This window comes from Lentzea sp. CA-135723, from assembly GCF_050936595.1.
GTDB lineage: Bacteria > Actinomycetota > Actinomycetes > Mycobacteriales > Pseudonocardiaceae > Lentzea.
On record NZ_JBNJMK010000001.1, the window covers coordinates 3,694,223 to 3,719,003 of the forward strand.

Consider the following 24,781-nt stretch of genomic DNA (forward strand, 5'->3'; position numbering starts at 1 on the left):
GCAACCCCGCTGATATCCGATATATCACCTGGCCGACAGGTTCCCTTGTGCACAGACGTCGCGGACGACCGCGAACGTCTGTGCACAAGGACCACGAATTCTGGTCAAAGCATTGCAACCAACCGGTCGGTTACAGCGCGGCCAGCCGTTCGCGCAGCGTGTCGAGGCCCATCGAACCCATCTCCAGGGCCTCCGTGTGGAAGCGCTTGAGGTCGAAGTCGGCGCCCTTGCGGGTCCGCGCGTCCTCGCGGGCGGCGAGCCACAGGCGTTCGCCGATCTTGTACGCCGGCGCCTGGCCCGGCCAGCCGAGGTAGCGGTCGATCTCGTCGTGGACGTGGGCCGGCTCGGAAAGGGTGCGGGTCAGCATGAACTCCAGGCCGAGCTCGGGCGTCCAGCGCTCGCCGGGGTGGAAGCCGGTGCCCGCCGGGATCTCCAGTTCCAGGTGCATGCCGATGTCGATGATGACGCGGGCCGCGCGGAACAGGTGCGCGTCGAGCATGCCGAGCAGGTCGCCGTCGTCGTCGAGGTAGCCGAGCTCGCGCATGAGGCGTTCGGAGTAGAGCGCCCAGCCCTCGCCGTGGCCCGACACCCAGCACATGAGGCGCTGGAAGTCGTTCAGCTTCTCGGACTGGTACACCGCCGTCGCGCACTGGAGGTGATGGCCCGGCACGCCCTCGTGGTAGACCGTCGAGGTCTCGCGCCACGTCGGGAACACCGACTTGCCCTCGGCGATCGACCACCACATGCGGCCGGGACGGGAGAAGTCCGCGGTCGGCGGCGTGTAGTAGGCGCCCACGGCACCACCGGGCGGGGCGATCCTGCACTCGAGGTTCATCAGCGCGTCGGGCAGGTCGAAGTGCACGTCGCGCAGGTCGAGCAGGGCCTTGTCGGAGAGCTCCTGCATCCAGTTCCGCAGGCCGTCCTGGCCGTGCACCTGGTAACGCGGGTGCTCGTCGAGGTACTCGGCGGTCTCCTTGAGGGAGGCGCCCGGCTTGAGCCGCGCCGCGATCTCCTTCATCTCGGCCTCGATGCCGAGGAACTCCTCCCAGCCCCACGCGTAGGCCTCGGCGAGGTCGAGGCGCGAGCCGGTGAAGTAGCGCGAGCCGAGGCGGTAGCGCTCCTCGCCGACGGCGTCCTTCGCCGGCGCCTGGGGTGCGAGCGTCGTGCGCAGGAACGACGCGAAGTCGGCGTAGGCGGCGGCTGCGGCCTGTGCGCCGGCGTCGAGAGAGGTGCGCACGGTGCCGTCGACGTTCGCGGAGGCGGCGAACGGGATGAAGAAGGTCGACGCGAAGGTGTCGCACTGCTTGGCGACCTGGGTGACCTGACGCAGCGCGGAGACGTTTCCGCGGGAGGCGGCGTGCGAGAGAGAGGCGCGCAGACCGTCCAGTGCGGCGGGCACGGCGGCGAGGCGGCGGCCGATCGTGGCCCACTGCTCCGGGGTGTCGGTGGGCATCTGGTCGAAGATGTCGCGCACCGACTGGATCGGGCTCGCGATGACGTTCAGCGAGGACTCGGTCTCGCCTGCCTCGTACAGCTCGTGCTCCAGCCCGATCCGTTCCAGGAAGACGGCGCGGGCCGCTTCCTCGGAGGCATCCGCGGGCTGGGCGGCGGTGACGTCGGCGAGGGCGCGGGCGGCGAGGTCGTCGCGCGCGGCGTGCCCGTCCGGGGAGAGGTCCGTGAGCTGGTCGTCGGATCCCGCGAAGCCCAGGCTCGTGGCCGTGATGGGGTCGAGCGCCACGAAGTCGCGGACGAACTTGTTGCTGATGTCGTGCACGGATGCCATGTTTCGAGACGCTACCTCGCGCCCCTCGGCACCAAAAGGTAGTTAGTCAAGCTCACGACCTTCGGAGGGGACCTGCGTCGTTTGGGCCGCCCTGGCAGGATGTCCGCCGTGCGTCGTTCCCGGGCACTGCTGCTGCCGGTCTTCTTGCTGCTCACCTTGTTCTCGTTGAGTGGCTGCGTGCGCGTGTACGCGGCCATGGCCGTGTCGGACGACGACCGCATCTCCGGCGAGATCGTCGCGGCGACACCTCCGACGCAGGACAACGATCCCGGCCCGCAGCTCAAGGTGCCACCGGAGCTCGCGAGCCGGGTGACCACCAAGCCGTACCGGGTGGAGTCCTACGCCGGCACGCAGCTGTTCTTCAACGGGCTGTCGTTCGACGAGATGCGCACGCTGTCGATGACCACCAGCTCGTCGAACAGCCGCTACAGCCTGAACTTCCGCCGGTCGGGTGATCTTGTCACGCTGTCGGGGTCGGTCGACCTGACGCAGGTCCCGGTGGAACGCGCGGACATCCAGATCAAGGTCAGCTTCCCCGGCAAGATCGTGAACACCAACGGCCGAGAGGAGGAGAACAACACGATCGCGTGGTCTCCGAAGCCCGGTCAGGCCTCGATGCTCCAGGCGACCGTGCAGTACGCGGGCGAGAACTCCCAGTCGTTCTTCGGCTGGGCGCTGCTGGTCGCCGGGCTCACCGGCGGCGCCGCTCTGATCGTCGTCGTGCTCGCGCTCATCGCGCACAAGCGCAACGTCACGATCTAGGCGCGGGCGACCAGACCCAGGCGCCCCAGCACTTCCTTCGTCGCCTTCGACCTGTTCATCGTGTAGAAGTGCAGCGCGGGAACGCCCTCGTCGAGCAGCCGCTGGCACATCTCGGTCGCGATGTCGATGCCGGTCGCCCGGAACCCCGCGACGTCGTCCGCGTACGGCTCCAGCCGCCGCACGACGTCGAGCGGCAGGTCGGCGCCGGACAGCTCCACGATCTTGGACAGCCCGCGCGGCGACAGCATCGGCATGATGCCCGGCAGGATCGCGGCGGTGCAGCCCGCGTCCGCCACCCGGTCGCGCAGCCGCAGGAACGGCTCCGGCGCGTGGAACAGCTGGGCCACCGCGTAGTCCGCGCCCGCGTTGAGCTTGCGCAGCAGGAACTTCAGGTCGGTGTCGAGGTCGGCCGAGCGCGGGTGCCCGTACGGGAACGCCGCCACGCCCACGCAGAAGTCGCCGAGCTCGCGCACGAGCGAGACGAGCTCGTCGGCGTAGTTCAGGCCTTCCGGGTGCGCGACCCACTCGCCCATCGGGTCGCCGGGAGGGTCGCCGCGCAGCGCGAGGACGTTGCGCACGCCGATCGCCGCGTACCAGCCGATGACGTTGCGCAGCTCGGCCACCGAGTGGTCGACGGCGCAGAGGTGCGCGACGGGCAGCAGCGTCGTCTCCTGCGCGATGCGGCCGGTGGCGCGGATCGTGCGGTCGCGGCGCGACCCGCCGGCGCCGTAGGTGATCGACACGAACGCCGGGTCGAGGCCCTCGAGCTCGCGGACGGCCTTCCAGAGGACCTTCTCGTCCTCCGCGTCCCTGGGTGGCAGGAACTCCACCGAGAACTTGGGGGACTCCCCCTGGAGCCTGTCCACCACCGACGTCATGGGTCCAACCCTAGTGGGTCTTCCGCTGGGTGAGACACCAGCTCACCATGTGGTACGCCGGACCCGACATGCGCGTGTCCCGGGACACAGCGGACCATGGACGTGTGTCCCACCACCCCATCGACGTCGCCTTGCCCCAGCACGTCGAAGAAGCACTGACCGCCTATCTGGCCTCCCGGCGCGCGTCCGGAGAGGCGATGGACCCTAGCTTCGCGAGCGCCGTCGACGCGCTCTCCGACTTCGTGCTGGGCGGGGGCAAGCGGATCCGCCCGACCTACGCGTGGTGGGGCTGGCGCGCGGCAGGGGGCGACCCCGACGGCGAGCTCGCGGACGAGGTGCTCACGGCGGTCAGCTCGCTGGAGCTGATCCAGGCGTGCGCGCTGATCCACGACGACCTGATGGACGCCTCCTCGGTGCGCCGGGGCAGGCCGACGGTGCACATCGCGTTCGGCGCGCGGCACCGCGAGCAGGGCTGGCTCGGGTCGTCGGAACGCTTCGGCATGTCGGCGGCCGTGCTGATCGGCGACGTCGCGCTGGCGTGGGCGGACGACATGCTGTTCGCGGCCGGGCTGCCCGCCGAGGTGCTGCGCCGGATGAGCGAGCCGTGGCGGGACATGCGCACGGAGATGCTCGCGGGCCAGTACCTCGACGTGCTGACGCAGGCGCGGGGCGACTCGTCGCCCGACGCCGCGGTGCGCATCGACCGGCTCAAGACGGCCGCGTACACCGTCGAACGGCCGTTGCACATGGGCGCGGCGATGGCGGGCGGCTCGCCGGAGCTGATCGACGGGCTGCGGGCGTTCGGCGCGGACATCGGCGTCGCGTTCCAGCTGCGCGACGACCTGCTCGGCGTGTTCGGCGACCCCGAGGTCACCGGCAAGCCCGCGGGCGACGACCTCGCCGAGGGCAAGCGCACGCTGCTCGTGGCGCTGGGCATGCAGTTCGGCGCCGATATATTGGATATCGCCCTGGGCAAGCCCGACCTCGACCTCGAGACCGTCGAGGAGGTCCGGCGCGCGCTCGTCGACGTCGGCGCCGTCGACGCCGTCGAGGAGCGCATCGAGGAGCTGACGAAGAGCGCGCTGGCCGCCCTCGACGACGCCCCCGTCGCCGAACCGGCCGCGGCCAAGCTCGCGGACCTCGCGATCAGCTCGACGAAGCGGGCCTTCTGAAGTCGATCAAGGAACCTCTTTCCTGAGAGTTGGTTAACTGCTCGTGACCGTGTGGGCCGTTGCCTGCTGACGCTTCCGCGCGTTGTGCAACGATGTTCGGGCGATGGCAGCAACTCCGTCCCTCCCCCGCACGAGCTCCGAGGCGTCTCCACAGGAGCTTGATCCAGTCGTGCGCGCGAACACCTACGCCATCCCCATCCGCACGACCATGCTGGGCCTGCTGGGCGTGGCGCTGATCGCGCTCGGGGGCATGGGTGCCGGCGCGATCCTGGAGCGCGACCCGCTGCTCGCCCAGGTGGGGCTGAGCTGGCTGCGCTACGGCCACGGCCGCGACCTCGCGAGCATGGTCCTGTACCTCGGCCTCGGCCTCGTCATCTGGGCGTGGATCCGGCTCGGCCGCCTCGTGCGGTGGGGTGAGATCGGCGACTTCGCGGTGCTGGTCGCGGTGACGGTCTGGACGTTGCCGCTGCTCTTCGCACCGCCGCTGTTCAGCAAGGACATCTACAGCTACCTGGCGCAGGGCCAGCTCGCGCTGAGCGGGTACGACCCGTACACGGTCGGGCCCGCCGTGCTGCAGAGCACGCTGAGCGAGAACGTCAGCTGGGTGTGGCAGCACACGCCGGCGCCGTACGGGCCGTTGTTCATCCTGGTCGCGAAGGCGATCGTGTGGATCACGGACGCGAGCGTCATCCTCGGCGTCGTCGCCATGCGGTTCTCGCTCGCGGGCGGCCTGGTGCTGCTGTGCTGGTCGCTGCCGGGCCTGAGCAGGCACCTGGGCGGCAAGTCGACGATCGCGCTGTGGCTGGTCGCGGCGAACCCGCTGGTGCTGATCCACCTGATCGGCGGCGCGCACAACGACCTGCTGATGATCGGGCTCATGGCGGCCGGCGTGCTGCTGGTGCTCGACCGCAGGCACGTGCTCGGGTTCGTGCTGCTCGCCCTCGCGTTCTCGGTGAAGGCGACGGCGGTCGTGATCGTGCCGTTCCTCGTCTGGATCTGGGCGGCGCGCCTCGACGGCGACCGGAAGACCCAGTTCCGCAAGGCGCTGGTGCCCGGCCTCGTGGCGTTCCTCGGGACGTTCGCGGTGTGCACGGTGATCGCCGGGGTGAGCCTCGGCTGGATCCCGGCGCTGCGCAGCTCGTCGATGATCATCAACTGGCTGTCGCTGCCGAGCGCGGTCGGCGACTTCGTGCGCATGGTCGTGAACTGGTTCGTCTACGTCGACGGCGGCATCTTCCTCGGCGTGGCGCGGGCCCTGGGGTCCGTGGTCCTGGTCTGGATCGCGTACACGCAGTGGTGGGCGTCGCGCGACGGCGAGGTGCGCGACACGATCCGCCGCGGCGCGCTGACGATGCTGGCCGTGGCGCTGCTGTCCCCCGCGACGCTGCCCTGGTACTTCAGCTGGCCGCTGGCCCTCGCCGCCGGGTTCGCGTGGACGACGGGCGCGCTGGTCACCATGGTGGTGGCGTCGCTGTTCCTGATGCTGGTGACGTTCCCGAACGGCGACACGGCCCTGTACTCGTGGGGCTACCTGTTCTTCGCGCTGGTGGTGTCGGGTGTCGCGGCGCGGTCGCTGGTGAAGCCGGACCCGTTCGGCCTGTCCTCCCGCTACGAATGAGCACCGCGAGCCTGGCCTCGGACTACGCCGCCTGCCGCCGGGTGAACGCGCGGTACGGCAGGACGTTCTTCCTGGCCACGACGCTGCTGCGGCCTGAGCAGCGTCCCGCCGTGCACGCGCTGTACGCGTTCGCGCGCTGGGCCGACGAGATCGTCGACGCCGCCGGGGTCGAGGACCGCGCGAGTGAACTCGACCGCCTGGAGACGCTCCTCGACCGCGACGTCACGAGCGGGGAGCCGTCGAACCCCGTCCTGAACGCGCTCACCGACACGATGCGCCGCTACGACATCGACCGGTCGCTGTTCGCCGACTTCCTCACGTCGATGCGGATGGACCTCGACGTGACGGAGTACGCGGACCTCGACGCGCTCGGCGTCTACGTGCACGGCTCGGCCGAGGTCATCGGCCTGCAGATGCTGCCGGTGCTCGGCACCGTCGTGCCGCGCGAGGAGGCGGCCCCGTACGCGGCCCGGCTCGGCGTGGCGTTCCAGCTGACGAACTTCCTCCGCGACGTCGGCGAGGACCTCGACCGCGGCCGCGTCTACCTGCCGCAGGACGTCCTCGCCGCGCACGGCGTCGACCTCGACCTGCTGTGGTGGGTGCGACGAGGTCGTCGCGCGGACGAGCGGGTGCGCGCGGCGCTCGACGACCTCGTCGCACACTCATATGCGATATATCAGTCGGCGGAGCCGGGCATCGGAATGCTGACGGCGGCGTCGCGGCCGTGCGTCCGGACCGCGTTCACGCTGTACCGCGACATCCTCGCGCTCGTCGGCTGCGAGGTGCTGTGGCGGCGCGTGGCCGTGCCGGGATGGCGGCGGCTGGCCGTGGCGGCGCCCGGCGCGGGCCGTGCCCTTCTCGCCCGTGCGACGCAGCCGGTGACGCCCCCAGTGACGTCGCGGTGAGGCCTGCTTTAGCCGTAGCGGGGCCCGGAGACGCGCACGGCGGCTCCAGGCGCCTCTCGTCTGCGGAGACGCCCGGAACCGCCGTGTCAGGTGGTCTAGAAGCCCATGGACTGCGCGCGGCGCTTTACCTCGCGCCCACGGTCTCCGCGCAATGCTTCGATCGGAGTGCCAGGGAGGCTGTCGTCCTCCGTGAAGAGCCAGCGCAGAATCTCGGCCGTGGAGAAGTTCTGGTCGCGCAGCACCGTGATGGTGCCGGGCAGACCCTTGACCACGGCTCCTCCGGCGGCGAGGAACGCCGCGGGGATGACGAGAACGCCGGCGCGCCGCTCGGCGAGCAGTTGCCCGTCGCGCAGCAGTTGGTGGACCCGGGTGACCGGAAGCCCCATTCGGTCGGCCACCTCGGGGAGGTCGAGAACCTCCAGGTCGGCAGCCAGTACATCCGCAGCGGCAGGAATCGCACTCACGGGGGTCACAATGCCATAACCGAACTGGGAACGCCCTTCCGCCAACCGGGTCATCCTGAGCTTTACCATCTCGCACTGTGGAGAGGTCGGTTTCGAACGTGATGGGTGGACTGCTGGAGCAGCGCTACCGGGTGGACTCCGTGCTCGCACGGGGTGGCATGTCCACCGTCTATCGAGGTCGTGACACCCGCCTCGATCGCGATGTCGCCATCAAGGTGATGGATCCTCACCTTACTGCCGACCCCGCGTTCGTGGCGCGCTTCGAGCGCGAGGCACGGGCCGCGGCCCAGTTGCATCACCCGGCCGTGGTGTCCGTGCACGACCAGGGCGTCGACGGTGACCAGGTGTACCTGGTGATGGAGCTGATCGACGGCGGCAACCTCCGTGACCTGCTCAACCAGCGCGGCAAGCTCCCTCCCGCCGTCGCGTTGAGCATTCTCGGGCCGGTGCTGTCCGCGCTGGGCGCGGCACATCGCGCCGGGCTGGTGCACCGGGACGTGAAGCCGGAGAACGTGCTGATCGGACCCGGCGGCCAGGTCAAGGTGGCGGACTTCGGGCTGGCGCGCTCGATCGGCGTCAACGGCGTCACGAGCGACAGCGAGATCCTCGGCACCGTCGCCTACCTTTCACCTGAACAGGTGGAAACGGGCGCCGCGGACGCGCGCAGTGACGTGTACGCGGCCGGCATCGTGCTCTACGAGATGCTGGCGGGCCAGGCGCCGTACCGGGGCGAGACGCCCCTCTCGGTGGCCTACCAGCACGTGAACTCGGACGTCCCGTCGGTTCCCGACATCCCGCTGGCGCTCGACACGCTGGTGCGCAAGTCGACGCGGCGCAGCCCCGTGCTGCGGCCCGCGAACGCCGACGCGTTCCTGGCCGAGCTGGAGCGGGTGGGCACGGAGCTGGGCCTCACGCCGCAGCCGGTGCCCGTGCCCGGTTCGCTGCCCGAGAACGACCGGACGGTCATCATGCGGCCGGTCCCGGTCGCGGTGGGCGCGACGCCGCCGTCGGCGGCGGAGCTGACCAGGCCGGTGGTGCCGAAGCCGCCGATCGGCCCGGCGAGCTCCAACGCGTCGGCGATGACGACCATCAACACCGGTCCGCCCACGCCCCCGCCCGGCATCTCGGCGACGCGCACGATGCAGCGGCAGGACCCGCCCGCACCGCCGCGCCGCCGTCCCGCGCAGAAGAAGCCGAAGGTCGACCCCGTCGAGGAGCAGCGCAAGCGGCGCAAGAAGCTCTTCACGATCTGGGGTTCCGTGGCGGCCGTGCTGATCATCGCGATCGGCGCGTTCTCCTACTACGTGAACGCCGCCCGCTACACCGAGATGCCGACGGTGACCGGCCAGTCCGAGCAGAACGCGATGCTGCTGCTCCAGAAGGCCGACCTCACCGGGCTGATCGAGAAGGTGGCGTCCAACGACGTGCCCAACGGCACCGTCATCAGCTCGGATCCCGCTCCGGGCACCGAGCTGCGCAAGAACGAGTCCGTGAAGATCGTCGTGTCGCGCGGCAAGCCCGTGGTCCCGTTCATCCAGACCGGCGCCGAGGTGGACGCGGCGACCAAGGAGATCCAGGCGGCGGGCCTGAAGGCCGCCAAGGACGCGGCGAAGGACGCGTTCCACGACACCGTGCCGATCGGCAAGGTCGTGGGCGTCGACCCACGTCCTGGCACGACGCTCAACCTCGACTCGCCGGTCATCCTGATCCTGAGCAAGGGACCGCCGCCGCGTCTGCCGGTGCCGAACGTCGTCGGCAAGACGAAGGACGAGGCGTTCGCCGAGCTGCAGCGCGCGGGCATCGAGGTCGTCGAGGCGGGTGGCGAGGACGCCGCCGAGAACGGCGGGTCGCGGGTGGCCCGCACGGACCCGCCCGCGGGCACCGTGCTCGACCCGACGCAGAGCAAGCGCGTCACGGTGTTCTTCGAGAACAACCGCGAGGTCGAGGTGCCGGACGTCGCCCGCAAGAAGGTGCGGGAGGCGAAGGAGGAGCTCGAACGGGCCGGCCTGAAGGTGAAGGTCGAGTTCAACAAGAGCAACAACGCGACCGTGGTGAACCAGTCGATCCCGCCGGGTCAGCGGGTGCGGCGAGGTACCGAGATCACGATCGTCGGCCTCTAGGGCCGCAAAGCGAAGGGCCCCGCGTTCTCGACGCGGGGCCCTTCGTCGTTCGGCTGGAGTTACGAGCGCAGCATCTCGGCCACGAGGAACGCGAGCTCCAGCGACTGCTGCGTGTTCAGGCGCGGGTCGCACGCCGTCTCGTAGCGGCCGGCGAGGTCGTCGTCCGAGATCTCCTGGGCGCCGCCGAGGCACTCGGTGACGTCCTCACCCGTGAGCTCGATGTGGATGCCGCCGGGGTGCGTGCCGAGACGGCGGTGCACCTCGAAGAAGCCCTGGACCTCGTCGACGATGCGGTCGAAGTGCCGGGTCTTGTAGCCGGTCGACGACTCGTGCGTGTTGCCGTGCATCGGGTCGCACTGCCAGATGACCTTGTGGCCGCTGGCCTCGACCTTCTCGATGATGGCGGGCAGCACGTCGCGCACCTTCTGGTTGCCCATGCGCGAGATGAGCGTCAGGCGGCCCGGCCGGTTGTGCGGGTCGAGGCGCTCGACGTACTCGACGGCGAGCTCCGGCGACGTCGTCGGGCCGATCTTGAGGCCGATCGGGTTCGACAGCATCTCCGCGAACGCGATGTGCGCGCCGTCGAGCTGACGGGTGCGCTCGCCGATCCACACGAAGTGCGACGACAGGTCGTAGAGCCGCGGCTCGTCGCCCGTCGTGTCGAGGCGCAGCAGCGCGCGCTCGTAGTCGAGGAGCAGCGCCTCGTGCGAGGCGAAGATCTCCGTGCCGTGCAGCGACTGGTCGTTCACGCCGCACGCGGACATGAACTTGAGGCCGCGGTCGATCTCGCCCGCCAGCGCCTCGTAGCGCTCGCCCGCGGGCGAGGTGCGCACGAAGTCGCGGTTCCAGTCGTGCACGCGGTGCAGGTCGGCGAGACCCGCGCCGGTGAGCGCGCGCAGCAGGTTCATGGCCGCGCCCGCGTTGGCGTACGCGCGGATCATGCGGCCGGGGTCGGCGATGCGCGCCTCGGGCGTCGCGACCAGGGAGTTGATGATGTCGCCGCGGTAGGACGGCAGGCCGAGGGCGTCGATGCCCGACGACCGGGGCTTGGCGTACTGGCCGGCGATGCGGCCGACCTTCACCACGGGAAGGCTCGCGCCGTAGGTCAGCACCACGGCCATCTGCAGCAGGGTCCGGATGTTCGCGCGGATGTGCGGCTCGGTGTTGTCAGCGAACGTCTCCGCGCAGTCACCGCCCTGCAGCAGAAACGCCTCACCGTTCGCGACCTGCGCCAGTTGCGTGTGCAGCCGGTCGATCTCGGCGGGCACGGTGATCGGCGGCACGCTCTCGAGCACGGTCCGCACGCGACGCACCTGTTCGGCGTCGGGCCACTCGGGCTGCTGGGCGGCCGGGCGCGACAGGGCGTCGTCCAGGCGCTGGCGCATCTCGGGAGGCAGCGGCGGAAGCTCGGGAAGCGTGTCGATGGGCACGTCCACGGTCCAGTTCACGCTGCTCATCCTAGTTGTCCCACACTGAGAGACCCTGCCGGGCCTGTCAGCTGTCCAGCACGTGGTTTCCAGGCGACGTGGCCCACACCCCCACCGGAGTGAAGTCTGTTACTGGTCAACTATCGACCTCTGCCCAGTCGAGACATCTCATTGCATGATGTGGGCCATGGACGCCACCCGATTGGATGACAGCACCGCGACCCGGCTGCTGGGCATCGCGATCGACAACATCCAACGCGATCACCCGGTGCACTGGACGCACGTGATCGACGGAGACCACCGCCTCGTGCCGCAACGGGTGCTGCACCCCGTGTTCGCCGGGTCGTTCGACTGGCACTCGTGCGTGCACCAGACGTGGCTCGCCGTGCGGCTGCTGCGTCTGCGTCCCTCTCTCTCGGGAGCGGACACGGCACGCAACGCTCTCGACAAGCTCGTCACCCCCGACAACTGCGCCGTCGAGGCCGACTTCTTCGCCTCCCCGGCCGGGCGGTACTGGGAGCGCCCGTACGGCTGGGCGTGGCTGCTGCTGCTCGACGCGGAGCTGCGGACCTCGGACCTGCCGTGGTCGGTCGCGCCGATCGCGGACGTGCTGCGCGACCGATGGCTGGAGTGGGTCTCGGCCGCGCGCCTGCCGATCCGCACCGGCACGCACAGCAACACGGCGTTCGCGACGGGCCTGGTCCACGACTCCGCCGTGGCGCTGGGCGACACCGAACTGGCCGACGCGTGCGTCGCGGCCGCGTTGCGCTGGCACGGGGACGAGGCCGGGTACGGCGGTTTCGAACCCGACGCCGCCGACTTCCTCTCCCCCGCGCTGACGACGGCCGACCTGATGCGCCGCGCCCTGCCCGCCGACGCGTTCGCCGGCTGGCTCGACGCCTACCTGCCGGACCTGACGGCGGAACGGTGGCGCGTGCTGCGCGAGCCGTTCCCGGTCGACGACCCCGGCGACCCGTACGGCTCGCACCTCGCCGGGCTCGCGTTGTCGCGCGCGTGGAACTGGGAGGCGATCGCGGACGCCCTCCCGGACGGGCACCGGTACGTGTCGCTCGCCCGGACCGCGTCGGCGGCGCACCGCGAGGCGGGGTGGAGCTACGTGTTCGGCGGGCACGGGTACATGGCCGACCACTGGCTCGGCACGTTCGGCGCGTACCTGGACGTGAAGGCCTTCTGACACCGCCGGGCCGCTGATGTATCGGATATCAGCGGCCGCACCCGGTATATCGGATATCAGTGGCCAGGTCCGGTACATCGGATATCGGATATCAGTGGCCCGCGGTGAGGCTTGCCCGGCGGATCAGGGTGAGGGCGATGCCCGTCGCCGCCGCGTGCACCGAGGCCGCGTGCGCCCGCGGGTCGAACCGGGTGGTCGGGCCGGCGACGCTCACCGCCGCCACCACCTCGCCGTCGTGCCCGAGCACCGGCGACGCCACGCAGCACAGCCCGACCCGCGACTCCTCGAACTCGTAGGCCACCCCCGTCTCGCGGACGGTGGCGAGCTGCCGCCGCAGCATCCCCGGCGTCGCGATCGTGCGCGGCGTCCGGCGTTCCAGCGGGGCCGAGAGCACTGAGGCGAGCAGCGCCGCGGGTGAGTGGGCGAGCAGGGCCTTGCCGATCGCCGACGCGTGCAGCGGCATCCTGCCGCCCAGGCGGGACGGGGTCGGGGTCTGGCGGTGGCCGCCGATCTTGGCGACGTAGACGACGTCGTGGCCTTCCGAGATGCCGAGGTGGACGGTCTCGTGGGTGCGTTCGTAGAGGTCTTCCAGGTACGGCGTGGACACCTCGACCAGGCGCCGTTCGACGGAGGCCCGGATCCCCAGCTGGAACAGGTGGCCGCCCAGGCGGTAGCCGCGGCTGCCGCGGTCCAGGAGGCGGACCTCGACCAGGTCGCCGAGCAGGCGGTGCAGGGTCGCCTTCGAGAGGCCGGTGCGGCGGCCCAGTTCGGCGAAGCCGAGCTCGTCGTCGTCGGCTCCGAAGGCGTTGAGCACCGTCATCACCTTGCCGAGCAGGGTGTTCGGGACCTCGGTCATGACCCGATCGTGCCACCGAGTTCCGTTCAGCGGAACTTTCTGGTGTCCACGGGACGGCGGGCGACTCCACGATGTGCGGCATGAACGAAGTCCGAACCGCAGCGCGGCGCCTGGCCACGGCCTCGCGCGACAAGGTCACGTGTGCGCCCGTCCGGGATCTCGTCGGCGACGCCGAGGCCTACGAGGTGCAGCAGCTCAACATCGCCGCGCGCGTCGCGGACGGCGCCGTCCAGGTCGGGCGCAAGATCGGTCTCACGTCGCCCGCCGTGCGCAGGCAGCTCGGGGTCGGCCAGCCGGACTTCGGGGTGTTGCTCGACGACATGGCCTTCAAGGACGGCGACGTGCTGCCGACCGGCCGGTTGTTGCAGCCGCGGGTCGAGGCCGAGGTGGCGTTCGTGCTGAGCGAGGACCTCGACGAGGGCCCGTTCGACGAGGAGACGGTCGCGCGGGCGGTCGGGGCCGTGCTGGCCTCGCTGGAGATTGTGGACAGCCGCGTCGAGGGCTGGAACATCACCTTCGCCGACACGGTCGCCGACAACGCCTCGGCCGGCCTGTTCGTGCTCGGCAGCGAGCAGAAGGACCTCCGGGACGTGACCACCGAGGACGTCCGGATGACGCTGAAGCTGAACGGCGAGGAGCGCTCGACCGGCACCGGCGCCGACTGCATGGGCGACCCGCTGACCGCCCTCGCCTGGCTCGCCACGACGTCCGCGGCGCTCGGCGACCCGCTGAAGGCGGGCGAGGTCGTGCTGAGCGGCGCGCTCGGTCCCGTGGTGCCGGTCGTCGCGGGCGACGAGGTCGAGGCGACCATCACCGGCCTCGGCACCGTCCGCGCGAGCTTCGGGAGGAACGGGTGAAGGTCGCGATCATCGGGTCGGGCAACATCGGCACCGACCTCGTCATCAAGGTGCTCAAGCGGTCCAGCGCGCTGGAGGTGGCGGCGCTCGCCGGCATCGACCCCGGCTCGGACGGCCTCGCCAAGGCCCGCGGGCTCGGCGTCGCCACCACGTCGGACGGCATCGACGGCCTCGTCGCGATGCCCGGTTTCGAGGACGTCGAGATCGTGTTCGACGCGACGTCCGCAGGCGCCCACGCCCGGCACGCGGAGATCCTCGCGCGGCACGGGAAGAAGGTCATCGACCTCACCCCGGCCGCGATCGGGCCGATGGTGGTGCCGACGGTCAACCTGGACGAGCACCTCGACGCGCCCAACGTCAACATGGTCACCTGCGGCGGCCAGGCCACGATCCCGATCGTCGCCGCGATCAACACGGTCACATCCGTGCCGTACGCGGAGATCGTCGCCTCGATCTCGTCGCGCAGCGCCGGCCCCGGCACGCGCGCCAACATCGACGAGTTCACCGAGACGACCGCGCAGGCCATCGCGGACGTCGGCGGCGCGAAGCGGGGCAAGGCCGTCATCGTGCTCAACCCCGCCGACCCGCCGATCACCATGCGGGACACGGTGTTCGCGCTCGTCAACGCACCGGACCCGCAGACGCGGCACCGGATCCGCGAGTCCGTCGAGCACATGATCACGCAGGTCGCCGCGTACGTCCCCGGCTACCGCCTCAAGCAACCGGTGCAGATCGACCCGGCCGACCAGCCCCGCACGCTCACGGAAGACCCCGTGACGCACCAGGTCACCGTGCTGCTGGAGGTCGGGGGCGCGGCCGACTACCTGCCCTCGTACGCGGGCAACCTGGACATCATGACCAGCGCGGCGCTCCAGGTCGCCGAAACGATGGCGGCGGCGAGGAAAGCGGCGGTGCGGGCATGAAGCTCTACCTCCAGGACGTGACGCTCAGGGACGGCATGCACGCCCTGCGGCACCGCATCGACCCCGAGAAGGTCGCCGAGATCGCCAAGGCCCTGGACGAGGCCGGGGTCGACGCCGTCGAGGTGTCGCACGGCGACGGCCTCAGCGGCGGCTCGCTCGTCTACGGACCCGGCAGCCACACCGACTGGGAGTGGATCGAGGCCGCCGCGGGAGCGTTGACCCAGGCCAAACTCACGACGCTGCTGCTGCCGGGCATCGGCACGCTGCACGACCTGAAGCGCGCACACGGCCTTGGCGTGCAGTCGGTTCGTATCGCCACGCATTGCACCGAGGCCGACATCTCGGCCCAGCACATCGCCGGCGCGCGCGAACTCGGCATGGACGTGTCCGGGTTCCTGATGATGAGTCACCTCGCCGAACCGAAAGAGCTCGCAAGGCAGGCGAAGCTCATGGAGTCGTACGGCGCGCACTGCGTCTACGTGACGGACTCCGGCGGCCGCCTGCTGCCCAACGACGTCCGCGACCGCATCCGCGCCTACAAGAACGTGCTCGACGACACGACCGAGATAGGCATTCACGCCCACGAGAACCTCTCACTCGCGGTCGCGAACTCCATCACGGCCGTCGAGGAGGGCGCCACCCGCGTCGACGCGTCCCTGGCCGGACTCGGCGCGGGAGCGGGCAACTGCCCCATCGAACCGTTCGTCGCCGTCGCCGACCTCCAGCACTGGCAGCACAACGCCGACCTGTTCCGACTCCAGGACGCCGCCGACGACCTCGTCCGGCCGATCATGGACAAGCCCGTGCGCGTAGACCGCGAAAGCCTCACCCTCGGCTACGCGGGCGTCTACGGCTCGTTCCTGCGCCACGCCGACACGGCCGCCCAACGCACGGGCGCCGACGTCCGCACCCTCCTGCTGGAAGCGGGACGCCGGCGCCTGGTGGGCGGCCAGGAGGACATGCTCACCGACATCGCCCTGGACCTGACCAAATAGTTGGTTGCCCCGGCAGGTGCGTCCAACCGGTTGGTTGGCCTGGCCGATGTGCCCAACCGGTTGGTTGGCTCAAAGGGAGCGTCCAACCGGTTGGTTGCCCGAGCGGCTGGCGACCAACCGGTTGGTCACACCTCGAAGGTGGTTCCGATGCCCATGCCGGTGATCCACTCCGGCACGGGCTCGTAGCTCGTCCACACCAGCGGCAGGCCGACGGCGACCTGCCCGATCAGCCAGCACCGGATCTCGTGCCCGCCGCTGCCGGCGTGGTCCTCCAGGGCCTCGTGCCCGAGCGCCGCGACCTCCCCTGCCGCCCCCGCCGCCAGCCGGTCGAGGAACCACCCGTCCCACGCCGCGTTCACGCGCGCCTCCGGGTTGCCCCCCATCGCGCGCACCCGAGGCTCCCGCGCCGCCGCGAACTCCTTCGCGTAGGCCCGGCCCCGGATCAGCGACTCGCGCCGCTCCCCCACCACCGAGGGGTCGCGCGGGTCGTTGGACGGCAACCAGTGCGACAGCCCGCCCGAGGCGACGACCAGCACGCGTCCGGGGAACGCCGACGACCGCAGCGCCGCCCCCAGCGCGCGCCCCATCTCCACGCACCGGTCGAGCGACGGCAGCGGAGGCGCGGCCGTGTTGACCACCAGCGGCACCAGCGGCAGCGTCGTGCCGCCGGTGATCATCTCGTAGCTCTGCACGATCCCGTGGTCGACCGTCAGCGAGTACGACAGCGACACGTCGAACCCGGCGTCGGCCAGCCCGCTGTGCGCCGACCAGGCGAGCGTCCGCTCCACCGGCAGCGGGCCGGAGCTGCTGCCGAAGTCGCCGAACCCCACCGCCTCCTCGACGCCCAGCACGAACGGCGGCATCACGTCGTAGAAGTTGGCGTGGAAGTGGTCCGGCCCGACGACGACGATCGCGTCCGGCGCGAGCTCCTCCACCGCCAGCCGCACCCGGTCCGCGTCCCGCAGGAACACCGAACCGGGACCGGCGCCGTCCGGCGGCAGCAGCGTCGCGAACGGGCTGTGCGACATGCCCGCGAATCCGATGATCTCGGCCATCAGGACGGGTCCTTTCCGTGCAGCAACCACGTGCGGTGCGTGTCGAGGAACTCGGAGACCTTCTCCCACTGCGGCCAGTGCCCGGCGTCGTCGATGACGTGCAGCCGCGCGTCCGGCAGCCACCCCAGCAGCATGTCCGCCTCGTCGAGGCCGCCCGTCGGGTCGTGGCTGGTCCACAGCAGCAACGTCGGCGCGGCCACCTTGCCGACCCACGCGGGGTCCCACGCGAAGTCCTTGCGCACCACCGGGTCCTGCAACACCAGCGTGTTGGTGATGGCCTGCACGAACCCCGGCCGCGAGTACACCTGGCGGCGCAGGTTCACCAGCTCGTCGGTGACCATCTCCTTGTGGTGGAACAGGAACTCCACCCGCCGCCGCACGGTCTCCTCGCTCGGGTCGGTGACCGCCGCCATCGTGCTGTCCCGCATGCGTTGCATGACCTCGGGCTTGTTCGCGATGTTGCCCGGCGTGTTCAGCACCAGCCGGTCGACACGGGACGGGAAGTGCGCGGCGACCCACGCGACTACCCAGCCGCCCAGCGACTCGCCTGACAGGTGCGCGCGCTCGACACCCAACGCGTCCAGCAGGCCCACGAGGTGTTCGGACAGCACGTCGATCGTGTACGGCAGATCGGGCAACGACGACCAGCCGTGCCCGATCATGTCGTAGGCGGTGACGTGGAAGTCCTCGGCCAGTCCCGCGATGTCACGCGCGTACGCCTCCAGGTGGCCGCCGGTGCCGTGCAGCAGCACCAGCTCGGGCCCGGAGCCCGCTTGCAGGACCCTGGTGCGCACGGTGTGGCCGCGCACCGGAACGTCGACGTGCCGCACCACGTGGTCCACATGCGACAGTTCGCCCCAGATGCTGACGTGCTCGGGAATCACTGGTCCTCCCCAGAAGGTGGTGTGTCGAAACGGGCGCGGGCCTCGTCGAACGTCGCGAGGCCGGCGCTCTGCCTGCGGGCGAGCCCGAACAGCGCGAGCAGCCGCGAGTTCTCGATCGTGAGGAACTCGACGGGGTGCTCCGCGGAGTCGTTGTAGTGGCGGTGCCAGGTCCACGGCGGCGTGTAGACGAACGAACCGGTGGTCCAGGACACGGTGTCGTAGACGTCGGGTTCGGCGAGCTGGATCTCGCTGTGGCCGTCGCCGGAGATCACGAAGTGCACGGTCTCGTGGTAGTGCCGCTGCATGTCGGAGCTCTCGCCCGGCGGGATGACCTGCCGGAACAGCTCGAACGTCGACGTCGGCAGCTTGCCCGCGATGCGCAGCGTCGTCGGGTTCGGCACCGCGCCCGGCGGGATCGTCTCCAGCTCGTCGTCGTGCACGACCAACGGCCGCGCGCCGTCCGGCCGCACGGCGTGGGTGAGCGCCCCGAGGAAGTCGGTCATGGCGAAGTCGGGTCCTGAGGTGGCCAACTCGATCCCTTTCAGACGGAGAACTCGGTGCGGCCGCCGTCGACGGTCAGCACGGTGCCGTTGACGTAGGAAGCCTGCGGTGAAGCCAGAAACGCGACAGCGGCGGCGATCTCGCCCGGATCCGCCGCGCGCAGAGCGGGGATGTCCGCCATGTCCTGAGCCGCGGCGGTGCCGAAGTCCACACCCAGCGACTCCGCCCTGCGCATCAGCACCTCCATCCGGCGCGGGGTCAGCGTCGCGCCCGGTGCGACGCAGTTGACCGTGACGCCGTCCGCCGCGAACCGCCGTGACGCCAGCTTCATCGCCGACGTCACGGCAGCGCGCAGCACCGTCGACGACGCCAGGCCGGGTTGCGGCTGCCGCACGGCCGTCGAGGTGATCGTGACGACGCGGCCGAACCCCCGCCGCGCCATCAGCGGCAGAGCCTCCCGCAGCAACGCGAGGGGCCCGAGCAACAAGAGGTCGAGGTCGCGGTGCCACTGCGCGTCCGGCACGTCGAGCAGCGCGCCGGGCGACGGCCCGCCCGCGTTCACGACCAGCACGTCGAGCGAGCCGTACCGGTCGATGACGTCCCCGACGACCGCGGTGGCCTCTGCCGGGTCGGCGAGGTCGCAGACGAGGTAGCCGGCGTCGAGGGCGGAGGCGGTCTCCTTCAACGTGGCCTCGGTGCGCCCGGCCAGCACGACGCGGTGCCCGCTCTCGCGCAGCGCCGCGGCCGTCGCCGCCCCGATTCCGCCGGCGCCGCCCCCGACGAGTGCGACCCGCGTGGTGTTTGCGTCCATGAGCTCCTACAGTCGCCGTGTGCGAATGGTTGACCAAGGATGAGTCCCAGTCACCGGGACTCGCAGTCAGGCGAGCCGAGCGGTTCACTCGAACGCGCGGCGGCGATCCTCGACGCGTTCGACGTCGCGCACCGCGAGCTCGGCCTCGCCGAACTGGTGCGCAGGTCCGGGCTTCCGCGCTCGACGGTGCACCGGACGGCCGGGCGGATGATCGAGCTCGGCTGGCTCGACAAGCCGGGCGACCGCTACCGGATCAGCACCGGTCTGTTCAAGCTCTCCAGCCTGGTGCCCGTGCGGCATGAGCTGCGCGAAGCCGTGCTGCCGTTCCTGCAGGACCTGTACGCCGCCGCGCGCGTGACCGTGCAGCTCGGGGTTCTCGACGGCACCCGCGTGCTGGTCGTGGACAAGATCACCGGGCACCGGCCGATGCCGATGCTCGACCAGGTCGGTGGCGTGATCCCGGCGCACTGCTCGGGCCTCGGCCGCGCGATGCTCGCCTACGCCGATCCGTCCACTGTGGACGCGGTGATCGCCGCGGGCCTGGAACGCCGCACCCCGCGCACGATCACCAGCCCGACCACGCTGCGCCGTGAGCTCGCCGCGATCCCGGACCGGGGCTGGGCCTACGACCGCGAGGAGGGCATCGTCGGCATCAGCTGCATCGCCGCGCCCATCTTCAGCGCTGGTGGCGGCGTTGCGGCAGCGTTGTCGGTGACCGGGCCGAGCGCGGCGGTGCGCCCGGAACGGATCGGCCCCGCCGTGCGGATGGCGGCAGCGGCGGCCACCCGCGCCTACTCGACGCGGCGCTGGGAGTCCCACTAGCCGGGACTCCTGGTTGGTCGGGCACAGCGGCGAGCTCCACAGTGTGGTCCGTCACGTCCTCACCGAGGAGGCCCAGGATGCGAGTCGCGATCATCGGCGCCGGAGTCGCCGGCCTGACCACCGCGAAGGTGTTGTTGCAGGCAGGCCACGAGGTCGAGGTCTTCGACCGGACACCGGACGTCGGCGGCGTGTGGAGCCGCACCCGGCGCTATCCCGGGCTCACCACGCAGAGCCCGAAGGCCCAGTACTCCTTTTCGGACTTCCCGATGCCGAAGGACCTGCCGGAGTGGCCGACCGGCGAGCAGGTGCAGGCGTACCTGGAGGCCTACACGTGGCACTTCGGCGTCGACGCCTGCCTGCGCCTGGAAACGACCGTGACGTCCGTGGTGCCCGCCGGCGGCGGCTGGGAACTGACCACGCACACGGGTTCGACGTACCGCTACGACCGCGTGGTGGTGGCGAACGGCGTGTTCTGCGAACCGCTGGTGCCGGACTTCCCCGGCCGTGACGAGTTCGAGGCCGCCGGCGGACGGGTGCTCGCGGGCACCGAGTTCCTCGACGTCGAGGAGGCGCGCGACAAGCACGCGCTCGTCGTCGGGTACGGCAAGTCGGCGTGCGACGTCACGGTGCCGATCAGCGGGGTCGCCGCGAGCACCGACATCATCGCCCGGCAGCTGCTGTGGAAGGTGCCGCGCAAGATCGCGGGCGTCGTGAACTTCAAGATGCTGCTGCTGACGCGCATGGGCGAGGGGCTGTTCCGCTACCGGTGGGTGCGCGGGTTCGAGAAGTTCCTGCACGGCCCGGCGAACGGGATGCGCCGGTCGATGCTCAACTCGCTCGGGTCGGTGTCGGTCAGGCAGTTCGGGCTCGCGAAGCACGACCTGGTGCCGTCCGGGCAGATGGAGGACATCGTCAAGGGCGCGATCGGCCTCGCCACCGAAGGGTTCTTCGAGGGCGTCGACTCCGGCGCGATCCGGGTGCACCGCGACCGCACGATCGCGCGGCTGAAGGCCGGAGGTGCGGAACTCTCGGACGGCACGGTGCTGCCCGCGGACCTCGTCGTGTGCGCGACCGGGTTCACGCAGGGAGTGCCGTTCCTGCCCGAGGCCGTCCAGGAACGCCTGTTCGACGAGCGCGGGAACTTCGTGCTGTACCGGCAGATCCAGCCGATCGGCGTGCCCGGCCTCTACTTCAACGGCTACAACTCGTCGTTCTTCAGCCCGCTCAACGCCGAGATGGCCGCCTTGTGGATCGCGGCCGACCTGGTGGGAGCGCTCTCGCTCCCGAACGCCGAAGCACGCCGGGCGGACGTGGACGCGCAGCTGGCGTTCATGGACACCGCGACGAACCGGCACCACTGCCGCGGCACGAAGATCATCCCGTTCTCGCTCAAGAACGCCGACGAGGTGCTCGCCGACCTCGGGTTGCAGATCGGCAGGGCGGCCCGCGCGTCGCACTGGCTCAACCCCGTCGCGCCCTCGGCGTACCGCAAGGTCACGCCCGCACTGCTCGCCCGGCTCAGTCGAAATGAGGTTGGAGACCATGGAAACCCCCGTGAAGCATCACGTCTACCGCAGCGGTGAGGGCACGAACGTCGGCGCGATCGGCCTGGGCATCTACACGCGGCTGACCGGCGCGGACACCAAGGGCGCCTACTCGTTGTTCGAGTACGTGGTGCCGCCGAACCTGGGCGGGCCGCCCACGCACATCCACTCGCGCGAGGACGAGCTGTTCACGTGCGTGCAGGGGCGGGTCGTGGTCGAGCTCGACGGCGAGGAGCACGTGCTGGGGGCCGGGGACTCGCTGCTGATGCCGCGCGGAGTGCCGCACATGTTCCACAACCCGTTCGACGAGGAGACGCGGGTGGTGGCCGTCGTGTCGCCTCCCGGCCTGGAGAACTACTACCAGGCGTTGTCCGAGCTGCCTCCCGGTCCGCGCGACATGAAGCTGGTCGCGGAGATCATGGTGCAGCACGGTCTTTCGCTGCAGAAGAAGCCATGACGCGCGCCGACATGGTGCGGCGGATGTGCGCCGCCGTCGATGCCGGTGACGCCGAGGCATTTGGAGCCTGGTTCGCCGCGGACGCTCGTTACGTGTTCGGCAACAACGAGCCGTTGATCGGGCGGGACGCGGTGGTGGCGGCCACGGCCGGTGCCGCGGGGGCGTTGCCGTGGGTGCGGCACGTGGTCGACCAGGTGGCCGAGGTCGGCGACCAGTTGTTCTGCCGGTTCACCATCGAGACCGAGGCGCCGGACGGGAAACCGCTCGCGTTGCCGTGCGTGACGGTGATCTGGATGTCCGGGGACGAGATCGTGGACTACCGCGTGCACATGGACATAGCGCCGGCGCTGGCGTGAAAGGGGCCCGGGACTCCCGGGCCCTTTTCTCTTACGCGGCCTGGACCTGCTGGACGGCTGGTCGTCGCAGCGTGCCGAGGAACCGCCGGCAGGCCTCGAAGTCCAGCTCGTCGCAGCGCCAGGCGACGTGGCCGTCCGGGCGGATCACGTACAGGGCCTGGGAGTCCGGCTCGGTGAGTCCGAAGTGCTCGAACACCTGCGGCGAGTCGGCCCGGTGCACGCGGTCGTCCGTCCTCAGCTCGACGCGGGCGACCAGGTGGTGCATGACGTCGAGCTCGGCGAGTGCCTTGGTGTGGTCGTTGATCTCGTCCGTCGTGAGGTGCTTGCGGGACAACGCGACGACGTGCAGCTGGTAGTCCTGGAGCAGGTCGAACACCTGCTCGCGGTCGTTGATCCGCGCGTCCGGCACGCGCTGTCCCGCCAGCGGTCCCTTGAGCGAGTAGAGCAGCTCGTTGACGTTGAGGGCGCTCGGCCGGTAGCCGAGGCTGATCTGGCTGAGCCGCTGGAACGACCTGCGGTGCGGGAGCGGCGCCGCCGACATCCGTCCGATCAGGAACGGGCCCGCGGTGTCGCGCAGCCACGCCCTGGTGCCGCGCAGGCCGGCCGCGACGCGGTATAGGCGGTCGGTGAACTTCAGCAGCCGCACGCCCGCCGGGTGCCGTTCCGCGGAGTAGGTGTCGAGCAGGTCGACGTCGTCGTTGATCGCGGTGGCGAGCTTCCAGGCGAGGTTGGCGGCGTCGTGCAGGCCGGTGTTCATGCCCTGGCCGCCCGCCGGGGAGTGGATGTGGGCGGCGTCGCCGACCAGGAAACCCCTGCCCCTGCGGTAGTCGTCGACGCCCTTGAGGTGGACCTGGTAGCGGCTCGTCCAGATCGGCGCGCTGAGGGTGACGTCGAGGTTCATCGCCTTGCGGAGTTCCTGTTGCAGGTTCCGCAGGTCGAACTCGGCCTTCGGGTCGCCGAAGTCGGTGACCATGACCCTGGACGTCTCGGCGCCGTTGAGCGGCAGGAAGAGGCCGATGCGCTCGCGGTTCACGAACACCCGGAAGTGCGCGTGGTCGAGCGGCCAGTCGACCTTGCAGTCGGCGAGCAGGTAGCGCTGGCCGTACTTGTCGCCGTCGAAGCTGATGCCCAGCTGCTGCCGGACGGTGCTGTGCGCGCCGTCGGCCCCGACGACGTACTGGGCCGTGACGGTTCGTTCGCCGACCTTCGCGGTGACGGCGTCCTCGGTCTGGTGCAGGTGCGTCAGCCTCGTGCCGCGGCGGACCGTGATGCCGTGCCGGGCGAGGTCCTGCAGCAGCACCTCCTCCACTTCGGACTGCGGCGCCATCAGGATGAACTGGTACGGCGTGGTCGCGGCCTTCGCGCGGTCGAAGTTCAGCCCGCCGACGTGCCTGCCCCTGATGTGGAAGCGGATGCCGGTGGTGACGACGCCGCGTTCGAGGAGTTCGTCCGCGAGCCCGATGCTGCGGAACAGCTCGATCGTGCGGGCCTGGACGGCGAACGCCCTCGACTCGGTGGCCGGACCGGCGTTGGCGTCGACCACGCACACCTTCACGCCCTGGCGGACCAGCAGCGCGGCGGTCATCAGCCCGCTCGGCCCCGCGCCGACGACGAGGACGTCGCAGTCGTAGCGCGGCAGCCTCGGACCGGCGTGTTTCGGTGGGGTGACCGAGGGTTCCGGACGGGTGCGCGCCTTGCCCAGGTTGACCAGGAACCCACGGCCCGGCCGGGCGGTCACCTGGGGCAACGGGTTGCCGGTGAGCCTGCCCCACATCCTGCGGGTGAGCAGGAACAGCACGGTGACGACGGCGAAGATCAGCAGGCCCACGGTCTACCTCCCCGCCGGCAGGTCGCTCACCATGCGCAGGAACTGCTGCACGAGCGGTCCCTCGACGAGCGGCTGAATCGCCCGCACGAACTCCTGCACGTACGGCTCGGCGAGGTGCTTCTCGAGGTCCTGCTTCGATCGGAACGCCTCGTAGATCACGAACCGCCGCCGGTCGACGCGGTCGCGGTGGACGTGGAACTCGATCGAGCCCTCCTCCGCGCGCAACGGTGCGACCAGGCCGAGGATCAACGCCTCGACCTCGTCCTCGTGACCGGGCCTGGCCGTCGCGAACCCGAGGTGCGTGTACGGGCCTGTCTCGTCGGCGTCCGGCTCCGGCAGGACCGGTGCCACTCGCGCGTCGCTCATGAGGTCTCCCTTGACTGCTCAACGGATGGTGAATTCACCATCGCAGCGAGCGAGCACGCGATCACAACGCGAGTCCCAGCGAGCGGGACTCGCGGACCTGTTGGGACACCGGCGGTATACAAGCGGAATGCCGGGCGTCGACTGTGCGTCGACACCCGGCATTCACAGCAATATCCGATATATCAGGCCCAGAGATCAGGCC

At 70.5% G+C, this 24,781-nt stretch carries 24 protein-coding genes; 13 read left to right on the forward strand and 11 right to left on the reverse strand.

Translation table 11 applies throughout. The features are described 5' to 3' along the window. Window positions 1-130 precede the first annotated feature (130 nt). A complete protein-coding gene (locus tag ACQEU1_RS16120; RefSeq protein ID WP_433201648.1) occupies window positions 131-1,783 on the reverse strand; it encodes a DUF885 domain-containing protein in 1,653 nt (550 codons plus the stop codon). Between the two features lie 99 nt (window positions 1,784-1,882). On the opposite strand from ACQEU1_RS16120, the gene ACQEU1_RS16125 reads away from it, so the two are divergent. Beyond that, window positions 1,883-2,545, forward strand: a complete 663-nt coding sequence (locus ACQEU1_RS16125; protein ID WP_394621773.1) for a DUF3153 domain-containing protein — start codon at window positions 1,883-1,885, stop codon at window positions 2,543-2,545. Here ACQEU1_RS16125 and metF read toward each other — a convergent pair. Beyond that, complete coding sequence (metF, locus tag ACQEU1_RS16130) at window positions 2,542-3,423, reverse strand: methylenetetrahydrofolate reductase [NAD(P)H] (protein WP_433201652.1); 882 nt, start codon at window positions 3,421-3,423, stop codon at window positions 2,542-2,544. The two genes, ACQEU1_RS16125 and metF, sit on opposite strands and share 4 nt — an antisense overlap. Before the next feature lie 68 nt (window positions 3,424-3,491). Between metF and ACQEU1_RS16135 the strand changes: the two genes are divergently transcribed. The 3 genes from ACQEU1_RS16135 (at window position 3,492) to ACQEU1_RS16145 (ending at window position 7,118) form a co-directional block, all read left to right on the forward strand. Then, window positions 3,492-4,595: a polyprenyl synthetase family protein gene (locus tag ACQEU1_RS16135; protein WP_433201655.1), complete on the forward strand. Its 1,104-nt coding sequence runs from the start codon at window positions 3,492-3,494 to the stop codon at window positions 4,593-4,595. 169 nt (window positions 4,596-4,764) lie between these two features. Next, window positions 4,765-6,213, forward strand: coding sequence for a polyprenol phosphomannose-dependent alpha 1,6 mannosyltransferase MptB (gene mptB / locus ACQEU1_RS16140; protein ID WP_433201658.1), 1,449 nt, complete (start codon window positions 4,765-4,767; stop codon window positions 6,211-6,213). Continuing rightward, the gene (locus ACQEU1_RS16145; protein WP_433201661.1) at window positions 6,210-7,118 is read left to right on the forward strand and encodes a phytoene/squalene synthase family protein; all 909 of its coding nucleotides are present in this window, start codon (window positions 6,210-6,212) and stop codon (window positions 7,116-7,118) included. Before mptB ends, ACQEU1_RS16145 begins: the two co-directional genes overlap by 4 nt. Before the next feature lie 95 nt (window positions 7,119-7,213). Here ACQEU1_RS16145 and ACQEU1_RS16150 read toward each other — a convergent pair whose 3' ends face one another. Then, on the reverse strand, window positions 7,214-7,582 hold the full coding sequence (locus ACQEU1_RS16150; protein WP_433201664.1) for an Rv2175c family DNA-binding protein: 369 nt from the start codon (window positions 7,580-7,582) through the stop codon (window positions 7,214-7,216). 77 nt (window positions 7,583-7,659) lie between these two features. On the opposite strand from ACQEU1_RS16150, the gene pknB reads away from it, so the two are divergent. Then, the gene (gene pknB, locus ACQEU1_RS16155) at window positions 7,660-9,702 is read left to right on the forward strand and encodes a Stk1 family PASTA domain-containing Ser/Thr kinase (protein WP_433201667.1); all 2,043 of its coding nucleotides are present in this window, start codon (window positions 7,660-7,662) and stop codon (window positions 9,700-9,702) included. Window positions 9,703-9,761: 59 nt separating this feature from the next. On the opposite strand, the gene ACQEU1_RS16160 is transcribed toward pknB, so the two are convergent. Continuing rightward, the gene (locus ACQEU1_RS16160) at window positions 9,762-11,150 is read right to left on the reverse strand and encodes a class II 3-deoxy-7-phosphoheptulonate synthase (RefSeq protein WP_433201670.1); all 1,389 of its coding nucleotides are present in this window, start codon (window positions 11,148-11,150) and stop codon (window positions 9,762-9,764) included. Between the two features lie 166 nt (window positions 11,151-11,316). On the opposite strand from ACQEU1_RS16160, the gene ACQEU1_RS16165 reads away from it, so the two are divergent. Continuing rightward, window positions 11,317-12,324: a DUF2891 domain-containing protein gene (locus ACQEU1_RS16165; protein ID WP_433201673.1), complete on the forward strand. Its 1,008-nt coding sequence runs from the start codon at window positions 11,317-11,319 to the stop codon at window positions 12,322-12,324. Between the two features lie 91 nt (window positions 12,325-12,415). Here ACQEU1_RS16165 and ACQEU1_RS16170 read toward each other — a convergent pair whose 3' ends face one another. After that, window positions 12,416-13,180, reverse strand: coding sequence for an IclR family transcriptional regulator (locus tag ACQEU1_RS16170; protein WP_433201676.1), 765 nt, complete (start codon window positions 13,178-13,180; stop codon window positions 12,416-12,418). 80 nt (window positions 13,181-13,260) lie between these two features. Between ACQEU1_RS16170 and ACQEU1_RS16175 the strand changes: the two genes are divergently transcribed. The 3 genes from ACQEU1_RS16175 to dmpG are packed head-to-tail and all read left to right on the forward strand — an operon-like array spanning window position 13,261 to window position 15,955. Then, window positions 13,261-14,037 (forward strand): 2-keto-4-pentenoate hydratase, encoded by a 777-nt coding sequence (locus ACQEU1_RS16175; protein WP_433201679.1) that lies wholly within the window; start codon window positions 13,261-13,263, stop codon window positions 14,035-14,037. Continuing rightward, window positions 14,034-14,960 carry an acetaldehyde dehydrogenase (acetylating) gene (locus ACQEU1_RS16180; protein WP_433201682.1) on the forward strand — a complete coding sequence of 309 codons (927 nt, stop codon included), beginning with the start codon at window positions 14,034-14,036 and terminating at the stop codon, window positions 14,958-14,960. The genes ACQEU1_RS16175 and ACQEU1_RS16180 overlap by 4 nt, the downstream gene beginning before the upstream one ends. Next, the gene (gene dmpG / locus ACQEU1_RS16185; protein ID WP_433201685.1) at window positions 14,957-15,955 is read left to right on the forward strand and encodes a 4-hydroxy-2-oxovalerate aldolase; all 999 of its coding nucleotides are present in this window, start codon (window positions 14,957-14,959) and stop codon (window positions 15,953-15,955) included. The genes ACQEU1_RS16180 and dmpG overlap by 4 nt, the downstream gene beginning before the upstream one ends. A 125-nt stretch (window positions 15,956-16,080) precedes the next feature. Here dmpG and ACQEU1_RS16190 read toward each other — a convergent pair whose 3' ends face one another. Genes ACQEU1_RS16190 through ACQEU1_RS16205 form a run of 4 tightly spaced genes read right to left on the reverse strand, consistent with a single transcriptional unit; the run spans window position 16,081 to window position 19,206 of the window. Beyond that, window positions 16,081-17,010 (reverse strand): 2,3-dihydroxyphenylpropionate 1,2-dioxygenase, encoded by a 930-nt coding sequence (locus ACQEU1_RS16190; RefSeq protein WP_433201688.1) that lies wholly within the window; start codon window positions 17,008-17,010, stop codon window positions 16,081-16,083. Continuing rightward, window positions 17,010-17,894, reverse strand: coding sequence for an alpha/beta fold hydrolase (locus ACQEU1_RS16195; RefSeq protein WP_433201691.1), 885 nt, complete (start codon window positions 17,892-17,894; stop codon window positions 17,010-17,012). Before ACQEU1_RS16195 ends, ACQEU1_RS16190 begins: the two co-directional genes overlap by 1 nt. Beyond that, window positions 17,891-18,397: a cupin domain-containing protein gene (locus ACQEU1_RS16200; RefSeq protein WP_433201694.1), complete on the reverse strand. Its 507-nt coding sequence runs from the start codon at window positions 18,395-18,397 to the stop codon at window positions 17,891-17,893. Before ACQEU1_RS16200 ends, ACQEU1_RS16195 begins: the two co-directional genes overlap by 4 nt. A gap of 38 nt (window positions 18,398-18,435) precedes the next feature. Further along, on the reverse strand, window positions 18,436-19,206 hold the full coding sequence (locus tag ACQEU1_RS16205) for an SDR family oxidoreductase (RefSeq protein WP_433201697.1): 771 nt from the start codon (window positions 19,204-19,206) through the stop codon (window positions 18,436-18,438). Between the two features lie 39 nt (window positions 19,207-19,245). Here ACQEU1_RS16205 and ACQEU1_RS16210 point away from each other — a divergent pair, with 39 nt between their 5' ends. From ACQEU1_RS16210 to ACQEU1_RS16225, 4 genes are all read left to right on the forward strand, one after another. Further along, window positions 19,246-20,028: an IclR family transcriptional regulator gene (locus ACQEU1_RS16210; protein ID WP_433201700.1), complete on the forward strand. Its 783-nt coding sequence runs from the start codon at window positions 19,246-19,248 to the stop codon at window positions 20,026-20,028. Window positions 20,029-20,105: 77 nt separating this feature from the next. Beyond that, window positions 20,106-21,611, forward strand: a complete 1,506-nt coding sequence (locus tag ACQEU1_RS16215) for a flavin-containing monooxygenase (RefSeq protein WP_433201703.1) — start codon at window positions 20,106-20,108, stop codon at window positions 21,609-21,611. Beyond that, complete coding sequence (locus ACQEU1_RS16220; protein WP_382439749.1) at window positions 21,571-22,029, forward strand: cupin domain-containing protein; 459 nt, start codon at window positions 21,571-21,573, stop codon at window positions 22,027-22,029. The genes ACQEU1_RS16215 and ACQEU1_RS16220 overlap by 41 nt, the downstream gene beginning before the upstream one ends. Continuing rightward, the gene (locus ACQEU1_RS16225) at window positions 22,026-22,385 is read left to right on the forward strand and encodes a nuclear transport factor 2 family protein (protein ID WP_433201707.1); all 360 of its coding nucleotides are present in this window, start codon (window positions 22,026-22,028) and stop codon (window positions 22,383-22,385) included. The genes ACQEU1_RS16220 and ACQEU1_RS16225 overlap by 4 nt, the downstream gene beginning before the upstream one ends. Before the next feature lie 31 nt (window positions 22,386-22,416). Here ACQEU1_RS16225 and ACQEU1_RS16230 read toward each other — a convergent pair whose 3' ends face one another. After that, the gene (locus ACQEU1_RS16230) at window positions 22,417-24,213 is read right to left on the reverse strand and encodes an FAD-dependent monooxygenase (RefSeq protein ID WP_433201710.1); all 1,797 of its coding nucleotides are present in this window, start codon (window positions 24,211-24,213) and stop codon (window positions 22,417-22,419) included. Window positions 24,214-24,216: 3 nt separating this feature from the next. Next, window positions 24,217-24,579, reverse strand: a complete 363-nt coding sequence (locus ACQEU1_RS16235; RefSeq protein ID WP_433201713.1) for a putative quinol monooxygenase — start codon at window positions 24,577-24,579, stop codon at window positions 24,217-24,219. Between the last annotated feature and the right edge of the window lie 202 nt (window positions 24,580-24,781).